Below are 14,953 nucleotides of genomic sequence, written 5' to 3' on the forward strand. Positions count from 1 at the left end.
ACTGTGAACCATCACAAATGATGAAAAATCAGAAAATACCCCACTGCTACAGAGGGGTCGTTCGCAACAGTATGGTTTGCTATCCAGTGCGTTGCGAACACGTTAAGTGATAGGAGTTGCCTTTGTATGAGGGGCTTAAACTACGTAAGGTGCGCCAACTAAGAGTGAAGTGCTTTTTCTATCTCTTCTAGACTTGTTGGATCATCAATGGTTGATGGTACCGTGTATTGCTCACCATCAGCAATCTGGCGAATGGTACGACGTAGAATCTTACCAGAACGTGTTTTAGGTAAACGCTCAACCACCAGCGCGTGTTTAAAGCAGGCTACCGCACCAATCTGTTCGCGTACCTTATTGATCAATTCACCTTCGAGTTGTGCATCATCAACTTTCACACCATCTTTAAGTACGACGAGACCAAGAGGTAACTGACCTTTTAAGTCATCATGCACGCCAACGACAGCGCATTCGGCAATTGCAGGGTGGCCGCCAACTATCTCTTCCATCTCACCGGTTGATAGACGGTGTCCCGCAACGTTAATCACGTCATCGATACGCCCCATAATGAATAGGTAGCCCTCTTCATCGAGATAGCCACCATCACCAGAAACATAGTAGCCTGGGAACTGGCTTAAATAACCCGATTCAAAACGGTCATGGTTACGCCACACCGTTGGCAAACAGCTTGGTGGCAGTGGGCGCTTCAAAGCAACAAAGCCCTGTTGATTCGCCTCAACAGCCTCGCCAAGCTCATTAAGGATCTCAACTTGATATCCTGGAATAGGTTTAGTCGCTGAGCCCGCTTTCACTGGCATCATCTCAATACCCGTCGGGTTTCCGGCAATTGCCCAACCTGTTTCAGTCTGCCACCAATGGTCAATCACTGGCTTGTCGGCCTTGCTTTCCACCCACTCCAATGTTGGTGGATCTAGGCGCTCACCGGCCATAAAGATTGTGGTTAATTTTGATAGGTCGAACTGCTTAATGAAGTGACCATCTGGATCTTCCTTCTTAATCGCACGAAACGCGGTTGGCGCTGAGAACAACACATCAACCTTGTGCTCTTCGCACACTCGCCAGAAGGCACCAGGATCTGGAGTACGCACTGGTTTGCCTTCAAACAGCACCGTGGTACAGCCATGAATCAGTGGCGCGTACACAATATAAGAGTGACCAACCACCCAACCCACATCAGATGCTGCCCAAAACACGCCATCTTGTGGGATGTTGTAGATGGAGGTCATTGAGTACTTCATCGCGACCGCATGACCGCCATTGTCTCGAACAACCCCTTTTGGTTTGCCCGTTGTGCCCGATGTGTAAAGGATATAGAGCGGATCCGTTGCCAGAACAGGAACGCAAGCATATGGCAACGCAGTTTGATACGCTTTGTGCCAATCAATATCACGTTCACTCTCTAGAGAAGCTTCACACTGAGACCTTTGCAGTACAATGACGTGCTCAGGCTTCCAACGGCTGTCCATGATCGCTTTATCGACCAATGGTTTGTATGGAATGACTTTGTTCACTTCAATTCCGCACGAGGCTGTCATAACGACTTTGGGCTCAGCATCTTCCAAACGCACCGCAAGTTCATTGGCAGCGAATCCGCCAAATACCACCGAATGAATAGCACCAAGACGAGCACAAGCGAGCATCGCCATTGCCGCTTCAGGTATCATCGGCATGTAAATAACAACGCGATCGCCCTTTTCAACGCCCTGCTGAGCAAGCATGCCAGCGATTTTTGCCACCTGATCACGTAACTCACGGTAGCTGTAGCTTCGCTTGGTGTCAGTGACCGGAGAATCATAAATGAGTGCAGTTTGTTCACCACGCCCCTGCTCACAGTGATAATCCAGTGCAAGCCACGAGGTATTCAGTAGCCCATCGGGGAACCAACGCTCTACACCATTCTCGTCGTTCGCCAATATGGTTTCCGGTGCTTTGAACCAATCGATCTGTTTTGCCTGTGCCCCCCAAAACGCTTGTGGTTGATTGAGGGCCCATTGATATTCTTTTTCATATGCAGACATATTGCTTCCTCCAGTATGTCTCGACATTGCTTGTAGGTAGTCAGATTCAGTCAACTACGCAAAGACATCGGAGGGTACGTACACAAATCCCTCCATAATGATTCGAGCACTTCGGCTCATAACCGCTTTTTCAACGAGCCATCCGTTGTCGCTCTCGCTCGCCTTAGCACCTACTTTCAAAGTGCCAGAAGGGTGACCAAATGTGACCGACTCACGCTCCCCCCCTCCTGCGGCTCTGTTTACTATCGTACCTGGTACACATGCAGCGGAAGCAATGGCGACCGCCGCTGTGCCCATCATCGCGTGGTGCAACTTGCCCATTGACAGAGCACGGACCAGCAGATCAATCTGTTGCTCTTCAACCACTTTACCGCTCGAAGAAACATACGTTTTCGCCTCACTGACAAAGGCCACTTTCGGCGTGTGTTGTCTCGCTTGTGCTTGTTCGACTGAGTCAATCAAACCCATCTTTAGCGCACCATATGCTCTAATTGTTTCAAAACGCTCCAAAGCATCTTGATCATTGTTAATGTCTTGCTGAAGCTCACTGCCTGTATAGCCAAGGGCATGAGCATCAATAAAGATGGTTGGAATACCCGCATTGATCATCGTCGCTTCGAAACTACCAACCGACGGTACATTGAGTTCATCAATAACATTGCCGGTCGGAAACATACTGCCTGAGCTGTCCCCTGGCTGCATAAAATCAACCTGAATCTCCGCTGCTGGGAAGGTCACGCCGTCTAGCTCAAACTCCCCAAGCTCCTGCACTTGCCCATCAACAATCGGCACGTGAATCACTATCGTCTTGCCGATGTTTGCCTGCCACACTCTGACAACAGCAATACCATTGTCAGGGATGCGTTCAGGGTCGACTAGCCCTGCATGGATCGCAAACGGGCCAACGGCCGCAGACAAATTGCCACAGTTACCGCTCCAATCGACAAACGGCTTATCTATCGCAACCTGACCAAATAGATAGTCAACATCGTGTTGCGGTTTTTCACTCTTAGAAACGATCACCGTTTTACTGGTGCTAGACGTTGCTCCGCCCATGCCATCAATTTGCTTAGCGTAAGCATCAGGGCTGCCAATGACACGCATTAGCAGACGGTCACGCGCTTCACCGGGCTGTTGAGCTTCCAACGGCAGGTCTTGCAGACTGAAAAACACCCCTTTGCTGGTTCCGCCACGCATATAAGTGGCGGGTACTTTAATCTGACGTAGTTTCATGACCGTCACCTACTGAGCTAAGAAGTCTTGAGCAAAGCGTTGCAATACGCCGCCAGCATTGTAGACATTAACCTCGTCAGCCGTATCTAATCGGCATGTCACAGGCACATCAAATTTCTCACCGTTTGCGCGAGTAACGACAAGTGCCAGATCCGCTCCCGGCTTGATCTCACCGATTACGTCGTACAATTCACAGCCATCAAGCTCAAGAGTTTTGCGGTCTGTCCCCTGTTTGAATTGCAGCGGCAAGACGCCCATACCCACTAAGTTGGTTCGGTGAATACGTTCGAAACCTTCAGCAACAATTGCTTCGACACCCGCAAGGCGAACCCCTTTAGCAGCCCAGTCGCGAGAAGAGCCTTGGCCGTAGTCCGCACCAGCAACAATAATCAGTGGTTGCTTACGATTCATGTAAGTTTCAATCGCTTCCCACATGCGTGTCACTTTGCCATCCGGTTCGATTCGCGCTAACGAGCCTTGTACAACTTCACCATTCTCCTTGACCATTTCATTAAACAGTTTCGGATTGGCAAAAGTTGCCCGTTGCGCGGTAAGGTGGTCGCCACGGTGCGTCGCGTAGGAGTTAAAGTCCTCCTCAGGAACATCCATGGAGGCGAGATATTCTCCAGCCGCACTGCTTGCCAAAATTGCGTTCGAAGGTGACAAGTGATCCGTTGTGATGTTGTCGCCCAATACCGCCAGCGGACGCATGCCTGATAACGTGCGTTCTCCCGCTAACGCCCCTTCCCAGTATGGAGGACGACGGATATATGTGCTCTTCTCACGCCAGTCATAAAGAGGATTGCTGTTACGTTGTTCATCATTAAGTTTGAACATCTGGATGTAAACCTGCTTGAACTGCTCGGGTTTTACATGCTTGCCAACAACTGCGTCAATTTCTTCATCACTTGGCCAAAGGTCACTGAGGTAGATAGGATTGCCATTTTGATCATTACCTAGCGAATCACGTTCAATATCGAAACGCATCGTTCCGGCTAAGGCATAAGCAACAACCAAAGGAGGCGACGCTAAGAAGGCCTGCTTAGCATAAGGATGAATACGGCCATCGAAGTTTCTGTTACCTGACAGCACTGCCGTCGTATAGACATCGCGATCGATGATCTCTTGTTGAATATCTGGGTTGAGCGCGCCACTCATCCCATTACAAGTAGTACAGGCATACGCGACAATCCCAAATCCGAGCTTCTCCAGCTCAGGAAGCAGACCAGCGTCCTCAAGATAGAGTTTGGCAACTTTAGAACCCGGCGCGAACGATGATTTAACCCAAGGTTTGCGAACAAGCCCCAACTGGTTGGCTTTTTTCGCCACCAAACCAGCCGCGACCACGTTGCGCGGGTTACTGGTGTTAGTACACGACGTAATCGCAGCAATGATCACGGCACCGTCTGGTAACTGACCATCTTCAACCTTCGGCTGCTCTGCTGGTGACATCGCAATTCCACGCTGGGTTAATTCCGATGTTGGCAATCTGCGGTGTGGGTTCGATGGACCGGCCATATTGCGGCTGACCTTTGATAAATCGAATTCCAATACACGTTCATATTGCGCGCTTTCTAAATCATCAGCCCATAAACCCGTCTGTTTTGCGTATTGTTCAACCAGAGCCACTTGTTCGTCATCACGACCAGTTAACTTAAGGTAGTTAATGGTCTGCTCGTCGATGTAGAACATACCTGCTGTTGCCCCATATTCAGGCGTCATGTTCGAGATCGTTGCTCTATCACCAATAGTAAGGTCTCGAGCACCCTCTCCGAAAAACTCCAAGTAGGATGAAACAACCCGTTCTGTGCGCAAGAACTCTGTAATCGCTAAGACAATATCCGTCGCCGTGATGCCCGGCTGACGTTTACCAATCAACTTCACACCAACGATATCTGGCAATCTCATCATTGAAGGGCGACCCAGCATGACCGTTTCGGCTTCCAAACCACCCACACCAATCGCGATAACACCAAGAGCATCGACATGTGGAGTATGGCTATCGGTACCAACACAGGTATCGGGATAGGCAATGCCGTCTTTTGTTTGAACAACCGGAGACATTTTTTCTAGATTGATTTGGTGCATGATGCCGTTACCAGCAGGGATCACGCTGACGTTCTCAAATGCGGTTTTACACCACTCAATGAAATGGAAGCGATCTTCGTTACGGCGCTCTTCGATTGCTCGGTTCTTCTCAAATGCATCAGGTTCAAAACCCGCGTGCTCAACGGCTAACGAGTGGTCAACAATCAACTGAGTTTCAACCACTGGATTGACTTTGGCAGGATCGCCGCCTTGCTTTGCAATGGCATCGCGAAGACCAGCCAGATCGACCAATGCCGTTTGACCAAGAATGTCATGGCATACAACACGAGCGGGATACCAAGGAAAATCATGATCACGCTTGCGTTGGATAATCTGTTGCAGGCTTTGAGTTAGCGTGTCTGGATCACAGCGACGAACTAGCTGTTCGGCAAGGACACGTGAAGTATAGGGTAATGTTTCATATGCCCCTTCACAAAGGGCATTGACAGCTTCTCGGGCATCATAAAAATCAAGATGAGTTCCCGGAAGCGGTTTGCGATATTGGGTGTTAACAGTCATAGCGGCTTCCATTCAGGTAAATCGTTTTTCTTCGCTCCCTCAAACTGCGAGGGAGCAGTTTTTGTGGGGCTACCTGTTTTCGATTGGTACCCAATCTTGATGATCAGGGCCTGTATAATCCGCGCTCGGACGGATGATGCGGTTGTTTGCACGCTGTTCGTAAACATGCGCTGCCCAGCCAGTTAAACGGCTCATCACAAAGATTGGCGTAAACAGTTTGGTTGGGATGTCCATAAAGTGGTACGCCGAAGCATGGAAGAAATCGGCATTACAGAATAATCCTTTCTCGCGCTTCATTACCGCTTCTACGCGCTCGGAAACCGCGTACAAATGAGTATCGCCCACAGCCTGTGAGAGCTCTTTTGACCAACGTTTGATCAGTGCGTTACGAGGGTCACTCTCACGGTAGATCGCATGACCAAAGCCCATGATCTTGTCCTTATTGGCTAACATCTGCATGATATTAGCTTCAGCTTCATCAGGCGTTTGCCAATCCTCAATCATCTCCATAGCCGCTTCATTCGCACCACCGTGAAGTGGCCCACGCAATGTGCCGATAGCCGCCGTGATACATGAATGCAAATCGGACAATGTTGATGCACACACCCGCGCCGCAAACGTCGACGCATTGAACTCATGCTCTGCATATAAAATCAATGAGCAGTGCATCACCTGCTTGTGCATGTCTGTGGGTGTTTTATCTGTCAACATTTTAAGGAAGTAGCCACCGATACAAGTCTCAGACTGATCTGCCGTGTCTATGCGCACACCGTCGTGACTAAAGCGATACCAGTAACAAATAATGGCAGGAAACAGCGCTAGCATACGTTCTGTCGCAGCAACCTGCTCATCAAAGCTGGTTTCTTGCTCCAAGTTGCCCAGCACAGAACAACCTGTGCGCATAACATCCATCGGATGCGCAGAGGCTGGGATCAACTCCAGTGCCTGCTTTAGCTCTGCTGGCAGGCCACGTAAACTGATGAGGCGTGTTTTGTATTCATCCAGTTCTGTTTGAGTTGGAAGGTGACCGCGTAACAATAAGTGTGCAACTTCTTCGAACTGCGCATTGTTCGCTAGGTCGGTAATGTCGTAACCACGATACGTCAATCCTGTACCCGTTTTTCCGACAGTACACAAAGCCGTGCTACCTGCGCTCTGACCACGTAGGCCTGCGCCGCCTAACTCTGCTGTTTTGTTTGATGCTTGAGACATTTTGAACTCCTTTTCCATCGGCTACTGCTCTCTTTAGCGGAGCGATTTGATAGCCGACGATTTCACGTTATTGGATTAATTCCGAATTCGTTTTCCTGGGCTTCCGAGTGATTATTTTCCTTCTGAAAATAGCTGATCCAGCTTATCTTCATAATCGTGATATTTGAGGTGAGCGTAGAGCTCTTTGCGCGTCTGCATGGATTCCGTGAGCGCTTCTTGGTTCCCTACTTCCAACAAGTGTTTGTAGACGGTTTCCGCCGCCTTGTTCATCGCTCGGAACGCACTTAACGGGTAAAGCACCATATCCACTCGCGACTTAGCCAGCTCTTCACAACCATACAAAGGCGTTTGGCCAAATTCAGTAATGTTGGCCAGGATTGGAACATGTCTGCCCGTCGCCTGCTCTAACGCTTGAGAAAACTGAACGTACTGCTCTAGTTTGTTCATCGCCTCGGGGAAAATCATATCCGCCCCAGCTTCCACACAAGCGATAGCACGCTCTATCGCACTGTCGATACCTTCCACAGCCAAGGCGTCGGTGCGTGCCATGATGACAAAGCTTTCATCGTTGCGAGCGTCAACGGCCGCTTTGACTCGGTCGACCATCTCCTGCTGGCTAACGATCGCTTTATTCGGTCGGTGACCACAACGCTTTTGAGCAACTTGGTCTTCCATATGTACCGCACCAGCACCGGCCTTCTCCATCGCTTTGATGGTACGCGCGATGTTAAACGCTCCACCAAAACCGGTATCGATATCAACCAGTAACGGTAAGTCGCATGCGTTTGTAATACGCTCTACATCAACCAAAACATCGTTTAGAGTGGTGATACCCAGATCAGGCAAACCATACGAAGCATTGGCGATACCGCCACCTGACAAGTAAATCGCCTGATGACCTAAGTTTTTCGCCATCATGGCGCAGTACGGATTAATCGTTCCGACGATTTGAAGTGGGTTATTTTGCTCGACGGCAAGTCTGAACTTCGCCCCTTGAGATAAACTCATGACTGTTTCCTCTAGTCCCTTAGGATTTGTTGTTCAATCAGTGTGCGGCTTCCAGAAATATGACGACGCATTAGCATTTCAGCCAACTCTTCATCACGGTTACGGATCGCCTGTAAAATGTATTTGTGCTCATCCAACGCTTCTACCGGACGAGACTGTGCTCGCGGTGACTGATAGCGGTACATGCGCAGTAAGTGGTAAAGCTCATCGCATAACAACGAAATCAGCTGGCTGTTGCGACTGGCTAAAATGATTCGGTAGTGAAAGTCGAAATCACCGTGCTGGTGAAAATAGGACGCGCCTTCGACTTCATCAATATGATTTGAATGTGTCGACAAAACGGCTTCAAGGCCCGCCAACTCTTCAGCTGTAATATGCCTAGCGGCTAAACGAGCTGCCATCCCTTCTAGAGCTTCTCGCACTGAATAGAGCTCGATAAGTTTTTCGGGAGAGAAGGTAATCACACGTGCACCGACATGAGGAATGCGCTCAATCAAACCTAATCCCTCAAGGCGCATGATCGCTTCACGCAACGGGCCACGGCTAACTTGATAACTCTTTGCCAGTTCCGGCTCAGAGATTTTACTGCCTGGTGCAATATCGCCATTGACTATCGCCTCGACCAAAGACTCTGTCAGCGTCTCAGACTTAGTATTCTCTTTTTCGGCCGCGCCTTCTTTACGACGAGATTTAAGTTCTAGGTTCATATCTGAATTACTCACGCTAACGACAGCAGACTGTCTACAATTTGTTGGTACAGAATTAAAATAGACCATTATATTGTCGACAATCAAGTAGATTGTCGACAATTTAGACTAAGGTAGTAGGCTAAATGCCAGTAATGAGATAAGCACACAAAGGCAAAGAAAAACGGTGACGTGACCTAGGGCAACATTATTGCAAGGATATCAATGACTCTCAGTCAGCATACAATTAGTATCCTAGATACATTCACCAATAAATAACGACAAAGGCTTATGCGCGTTGGTAAGGTTAAAACCATACTATTAGGGTTAACAGTAGTTACTTTGGCTGGTTGCTCGATGTTTTCTCCAGCAGAACGTCAGCCCTACTATCCCCAGATACGAGACGTAACGTACTCAGATGATGACATCACTGTTATCGAATCGAACAATGTGCTCAAAGCGGCGATTGTGCATAACGAGTTCGTGCTGGTTGAAGACAAACACAGTGTGAATCAGTCTTTCGAGAAGATCTTCGCTGAAGCGATAGAAAACCAAGCGGTGACGGTAGAAGATCTAAAAAGTGAGCAATTTCATCTAGCTTTAGAAGAGATAATCAAACAGTTCAGCTGTGAACTTTATGCAAGCCAACAAGCCAGCGATTCTGTTCAGCTATGCCCACAGCAAAATCAGATTGTCGACAATTCCCTAGATTACCTCCCTTTTCAACAAGGACTACGTTTCACCCAACGCATTAGCACGATAAAACAGAATGAACAGAATACATTACAGTTAGAGATGTTTCTCAAGAGTACCCATGAGCGTTCATTAGACTCTCTGTGGGGAGCCGTTCACGAGCTGGGTAAATTTAAAGGCAGTAGACTCGCCCCTGAACAATTGGTACTGACCATCAATCTCAAGGCATACAAAAAGTCCTCTAGTGACCATACGTGGAAGTACATCTATCCAGAACCACTGGTGTTCTTTGTCGTACTTCCTTCTGTCGATCATCTCATCCAGCGACCAAACGAAGTGGAAAGCATGGCTTTCGCTTATCGCACAGCCAAACTACTGATAGTGGATAGCCAATAAGCTATCGTGGTTAATAGCCAAGCGATTGTGACAAAAGGATCAGCAACTGACCTTAATCGATTTGGCTCTGGCTTGCCTATTTCTCAGTTTTGCCGACTTTTGGTTGACGACGTCATGCCGTGAACTTTATGAACAAAACCACCAAAATGCCCAATATTGTTTTTATCAACGCATTACAGACAAAGTTTTAACACACTATTAACCTTATGTTCATCTACTAGCAAGTATCCCTTCCTTGGTAGCAGATAATTGATAACGATAAGCCAGTTCTCAATGAAGAACAGGCGTACACATAAGGAACGTGAATCATGTTTAAGGTACTCAAACCAACACTGGCAGCATCCATCATCGCTGCGTCTTTTTCTTTCAACGCTTTTGCAGCAGATGTTGAGAAAATCCACTTTCTAATCCCTGGTGGCGCTGGTGGTGGCTGGGACATGACAGCTCGTGGTACAGGCGATGTTCTTGTTAAATCTGACATCGTTGAAAATGTCTCATTCCAGAACCTATCTGGTGGCGGCGGCGGTAAAGCGATTGCACACCTAATCGAAACAGCACAGCGTCAAGAAGATACTCTGATGGTTAACTCTACACCGATCGTCGTTCGTTCGTTGACTGGTATTTTCCCTCAATCATTCCGCGACCTAACTCCAGTTGCAGCAACAATCGCCGACTATGGTGCAATAGTGACGGCCGTTGACTCTGGCTACAACACTTGGGAAGACGTAGTTAAAGATTTCGAGTCGAACCCACGTAAAGTGAAAATTGCTGGCGGTTCAGCACGAGGCAGTATGGACCACCTAGTGGTTGCTGCTGCATTCAAAGGTGAAGGCTTCGACGCGAAGAAAGTACGTTACATTGCGTACGATGCAGGCGGTAAAGCAATGGCTGCTCTACTTTCTGGTGAAACTCAGCTTCTTTCTACTGGTCTGGGCGAAGTACTAGAAATGTCGAAATCTGGTCAGGTTAAAATTCTTGCTGTCACCGCTCCTAAGCGTCTAGAAGTGGCTCCAGATATCCCAACACTAACGGAATACGGCAACGAAACTGTGTTTGCTAACTGGCGTGGATTCTTTGCAGCACCAGGTGCTAGCCAAGCGAAGATCGACGAGTGGAACGCAGCACTTACTAAGATGTACAAAACGGATGAGTGGAAAGTGGTTCGTGACCGTAACGGCTGGATCGACAACTACAAAGCAGACAAAGAATTCTACGCTTTCCTTGAAGATCAAGAGAAGCAAATGGGCGACCTAATGCGTGAGCTAGGCTTCCTGAAATAGATTTTTAACCTAGTTTGAGGGTGAACAACTCACCCTCTTCCCCTTTCGCCGTACATGAGTAACAAACAATCTCCTCTGTTTATGTATAAACAGTTAAGCCTCCTTGACTAGCAGCAAATGGCTTATTTGTTAGTGAAACATGCTCATTAACTCTCTTGTACGGCTTTTTATTTCCCCTGCCTGTTACGTTTATGGAGTTGGATATGTCGGACTTGCCAACGAATTCTTTCAAAAACGGGAGCTTTTTCTCTAAAGAGAATCTCCTATGCCGTGACCGTGTCGGTGCGATGATTTTTTTAATCGTCTGCCTTTGCTACGGCTACCAAACGTCCCAAATCCCAATGTTCCCTGGTGATGAGTATGAACCGTTCACCGCTCGTACTTTACCAACCATATTGACCTTTATTGGCGTTGGACTCTCTTTGATCCTGCTCGTTACGGGTCAACCTGATGTTAAAAGTGGAGCTGTGCTTGAATTCAAATGGAAACTGCTGATTGGCTTCTTAGTGTTAATGTCACTTTATGGCGTCGGTCTGACGTACATCGGATTTGTGTTAGCAACCAGTCTGTTCTTGCTGGCTGGCTTCTATTTGTTAGGTGAACGTCGTGTGAAAGTGTTGCTTGGTGCCTCTTTCCCATTTGTTATTGCGTTCTACCTACTTCTTACCCAAGGCCTAGATATCTACTTAGAGCCTGGTGTTATTTTCAGCTTGTGGTCGTAATTTATAGGAAATGACATTATGTTAGATGGAATCTTACAAGGCCTATCTACTGCCGTAATGCCAATGAACATCATGATGGTGATCGTTGGTTGTTTCGTCGGTACCTTTATTGGCATGCTGCCGGGTCTCGGCCCTATTTCTGCAATCGCGCTAATGATACCTATCACTTACGGTTTAGACCCTTCGTCAGGTCTGATCCTGATGGCAGGTGTTTACTACGGTGCCGTATTTGGTGGCTCAACTTCATCCATTCTGATCAACGCGCCAGGCTGTTCCTCAACTGTTGTAACCGCATTTGACGGCTACCCTATGGCTCAGAAAGGTCAGGCTGGTAAAGCGCTTGCACTCGCTGCTTACTCGTCGTTCACCGGCGGTACGCTATCTGCCATCATGCTGCTTGTTGCCGCTCCTGCTCTAGCCAGCGTTTCGCTTAGCTTCCAGTCTTCGGACTACTTCGCACTGATGCTACTTGGTCTATCGGCTGTTGCAGCCTTTGCAGGTAAAGGTCAGGTAATCAAAGCGTGGATGATGACTGTGCTTGGCCTGATGCTATCAACCGTCGGCATCGATAAAGGTGTCGGTGTTGAGCGATTCACATTTGGTCTTACCGATCTAATGGATGGTTTCAGCTTCCTATTGCTCGCGATGGCAACATTTGCACTGGGCGAAACGCTGATGGGCATTCTAAAGCCAGAGAATGATACCAGCGCGGAAGAGCAAGCTAAGATGAGCAACATTGGTAGCATGAAAGTGACCAAAGAGGAGTTCAAGGAAGTCGCTCCCGTCTCAATTCGTTCATCAATTCTTGGTTTCTTTACAGGCGTATTACCAGGTGCAGGCGCGACAATTGCCGCTTTCCTTAGCTACGGTATGGAACGAAACCTTGCACCAAAAGGTAAAAAAGAACAATTTGGTAAAGGTAGCATCCGTGGTTTGGTGGCACCAGAATCTGCAAACAATGCGGCGTCCAGCGGTTCATTTGTACCGCTACTCACTCTGGGTATTCCTGGTTCAGGTACGACTGCGATCATGCTAGGTGCGTTGATAGCTTACGGTATCCAACCTGGTCCTCGCCTGTTTGTAGAGCACCCTGATGTATTCTGGTCAGTTATCATCTCAATGTACTTTGGTAACATTGTACTGGTTATTCTCAACCTACCATTGATCCCGTACATTTCTAAACTGCTTGCAGTGCCAAGAACGGTATTGTTGCCAATGATTCTGTTCTTCTCGATAACGGGTGTGTACCTAGTGTCATTTAACACTATGGATGTGTTTGTGATGCTGTTGATTGCCATGGCGGCTATTGCTTTGCGATTAGCCAACTTCCCGTTAGCGCCGCTGCTACTTGGTTTCATCTTAGGCGGTCTAATGGAAGAGAACTTACGTCGAGCACTAATGATTAGTGATGGTGAACTGAGCTTCCTATGGGAACGTCCTATCACTCTGGTCTTCACTGTACTAGCAACTCTTGTTCTGTTTAGCCCAGTGTTAGTCAAGCTGTTGCAAAAGCTAAAACCGACCCCAAGTAAGGTCGAACAATAACTGAGTAACATTCCTATGTTGGTTTTTGGGGGCTTCGGCCCCCTTTTTTGTGCGTTGCGATTGCCACACTGCACACTAGAGTATAAACTCTATTTTTTAACAATTAGGGTACATTACTATGTCGTTGCGTCCCGCTGCGCTGCTCCTTGGTTGCCTTGGACTCTACTCCCCTGTTTCGCACTCTGCGGCCATAAGCTTTGAGCAAGCATGGCAGGTCTTACAGCAAGAGAACTATTCACTGGCGGCTCAACGGTCGAATGTTGAACGTTATGAGCATCTCGAAAATGCAACGGATAATCTCAATCTACCCTCGGTATCGATCGGTGCCAATTTCACTCGTTTAGACAAAGACGTCACGGTCTCTGGTGAGCAACTTTTTGAAAGTACCGGTCAGGCACTGCCAAATTTGGGCCCTGTACTTGGTCCTATGCTCACTCCACTGATCTCCCAGCTAGGTGGTGTGACATCAACCATCAGCGAACGCGACATCTTCACTTCTTCAATTCGCGCTATTTGGCCTATTTTTACTGGTGGTCGAATTAATGCTGCGCAATCGGCAGCGGAAGGCAAAAAAGATCAAGCCCGCAGTGAACTCGCGATGGAAACACAAGCGCGCTTTGAGGATTTGAGTAAATATTACTTTTCTGTCGTACTGGCGCAAGAGGTGGTGAAAACCCGCCAACTTGTCGAGCAAGGCCTCACTCAACACCGTGACAATGCAGTAAAGATGGAACAACAAGGGCAAATAGCTCGCGTTGAAAGACTTCAGGCAGAGTCAGCCCTCGACAAAGCAGTGGTTGAGCGCAAAAAGGCACAAATGAGTTTAGAAATTGCTCGCGCCGCATTGACCAAAATCCTTAACCAAACCACCACCGTTGAGCCCGCTGATACGCTATTCGTCAATCAGAACTTGCCGGATCAAACTCTATTTGTCGAACAGACACTGGCAACTTACCCTGGCTTAGCGCTACTTGACGCTAAAGAGAAGCAAGCATCAAGCTTGATCAAAGCAGAGCAAGGCAAGTACTACCCAGAGGTTTATCTTTACGGCGATTATAGTCTTCACGAAGACGACTCATTGGCAAGTCAAATGAAACCGGACTGGTTGGTGGGAGTCGGAGTCAACATTCCGCTGATCGAAAACTCAGGTCGCAGTGATCAAGTAAAAGCCGCGCACAGTGCGGTTTCTCAAGTCCGTTACCTTAAAGCACAAGCAAAGCAGGACTTGTCTGTTCTTGTCCAGAAAACTTATCTTGAAGCTCTGCAAGCGCAGCAAGAGGTGGAAGGATTAACCTCAAGTCTCGATTTGGCCAACGAAAATCTTAAGCTTCGTCAGACCGCATTCTCTCAAGGTCTTTCTACATCAACGGACGTGGTTGATGCTCAGCTTTATCTGGCCAGTGTACAAACCCAGCAATCTGTCGCGAGCTTTAACTACCTCATCTCGCTATCAAAACTGCTGGCATTGTCCAACAAAATGGACGCATTTAGCCAATACCAACACAATGCTATCAACACTTCTCGTTTATAAAAGG

The 14,953-nt window shown here is 47.9% G+C and carries 11 protein-coding genes; 5 read left to right on the forward strand and 6 right to left on the reverse strand.

Annotated elements, in window-relative coordinates:
- Window positions 1-158: 158 nt before the first annotated feature.
- The 6 genes from ACQEXR_RS09655 to ACQEXR_RS09680 form a co-directional block, all read right to left on the reverse strand.
- Complete coding sequence (locus tag ACQEXR_RS09655) at window positions 159-2,036, reverse strand: propionyl-CoA synthetase (RefSeq protein ID WP_427020228.1); 1,878 nt, start codon at window positions 2,034-2,036, stop codon at window positions 159-161.
- Between the two features lie 54 nt (window positions 2,037-2,090).
- Window positions 2,091-3,269: a 2-methylaconitate cis-trans isomerase PrpF gene (prpF, locus tag ACQEXR_RS09660; RefSeq protein WP_426950653.1), complete on the reverse strand. Its 1,179-nt coding sequence runs from the start codon at window positions 3,267-3,269 to the stop codon at window positions 2,091-2,093.
- A 9-nt stretch (window positions 3,270-3,278) separates the two neighbouring features.
- Complete coding sequence (gene acnD / locus ACQEXR_RS09665) at window positions 3,279-5,876, reverse strand: Fe/S-dependent 2-methylisocitrate dehydratase AcnD (protein WP_427020229.1); 2,598 nt, start codon at window positions 5,874-5,876, stop codon at window positions 3,279-3,281.
- 69 nt (window positions 5,877-5,945) lie between these two features.
- Entirely contained in the window at window positions 5,946-7,088 is a 1,143-nt protein-coding gene (gene prpC / locus ACQEXR_RS09670) for a bifunctional 2-methylcitrate synthase/citrate synthase (protein ID WP_331417023.1), read from the reverse strand.
- 111 nt (window positions 7,089-7,199) lie between these two features.
- Complete coding sequence (gene prpB / locus ACQEXR_RS09675; protein WP_269376800.1) at window positions 7,200-8,096, reverse strand: methylisocitrate lyase; 897 nt, start codon at window positions 8,094-8,096, stop codon at window positions 7,200-7,202.
- An 11-nt stretch (window positions 8,097-8,107) separates the two neighbouring features.
- Window positions 8,108-8,803: a GntR family transcriptional regulator gene (locus ACQEXR_RS09680; protein ID WP_269376801.1), complete on the reverse strand. Its 696-nt coding sequence runs from the start codon at window positions 8,801-8,803 to the stop codon at window positions 8,108-8,110.
- Between the two features lie 336 nt (window positions 8,804-9,139).
- Between ACQEXR_RS09680 and ACQEXR_RS09685 the strand changes: the two genes are divergently transcribed.
- The 5 genes from ACQEXR_RS09685 (at window position 9,140) to ACQEXR_RS09705 (ending at window position 14,949) form a co-directional block, all read left to right on the forward strand.
- Window positions 9,140-9,871, forward strand: a complete 732-nt coding sequence (locus ACQEXR_RS09685) for a hypothetical protein (RefSeq protein ID WP_427020230.1) — start codon at window positions 9,140-9,142, stop codon at window positions 9,869-9,871.
- 308 nt (window positions 9,872-10,179) lie between these two features.
- Window positions 10,180-11,151 carry a tripartite tricarboxylate transporter substrate binding protein gene (locus ACQEXR_RS09690; RefSeq protein WP_331417020.1) on the forward strand — a complete coding sequence of 324 codons (972 nt, stop codon included), beginning with the start codon at window positions 10,180-10,182 and terminating at the stop codon, window positions 11,149-11,151.
- Between the two features lie 203 nt (window positions 11,152-11,354).
- Window positions 11,355-11,873 (forward strand): tripartite tricarboxylate transporter TctB family protein, encoded by a 519-nt coding sequence (locus ACQEXR_RS09695; RefSeq protein WP_427020231.1) that lies wholly within the window; start codon window positions 11,355-11,357, stop codon window positions 11,871-11,873.
- Window positions 11,874-11,891: 18 nt separating this feature from the next.
- Window positions 11,892-13,418: a tripartite tricarboxylate transporter permease gene (locus tag ACQEXR_RS09700; RefSeq protein WP_331417018.1), complete on the forward strand. Its 1,527-nt coding sequence runs from the start codon at window positions 11,892-11,894 to the stop codon at window positions 13,416-13,418.
- 118 nt (window positions 13,419-13,536) lie between these two features.
- On the forward strand, window positions 13,537-14,949 hold the full coding sequence (locus ACQEXR_RS09705) for a TolC family protein (RefSeq protein WP_426950648.1): 1,413 nt from the start codon (window positions 13,537-13,539) through the stop codon (window positions 14,947-14,949).
- The last annotated feature ends 4 nt before the right edge of the window (window positions 14,950-14,953 follow it).

Source organism: Vibrio sp. TRT 2004 (genome assembly GCF_050113735.1).
Taxonomy (GTDB): domain Bacteria; phylum Pseudomonadota; class Gammaproteobacteria; order Enterobacterales; family Vibrionaceae; genus Vibrio.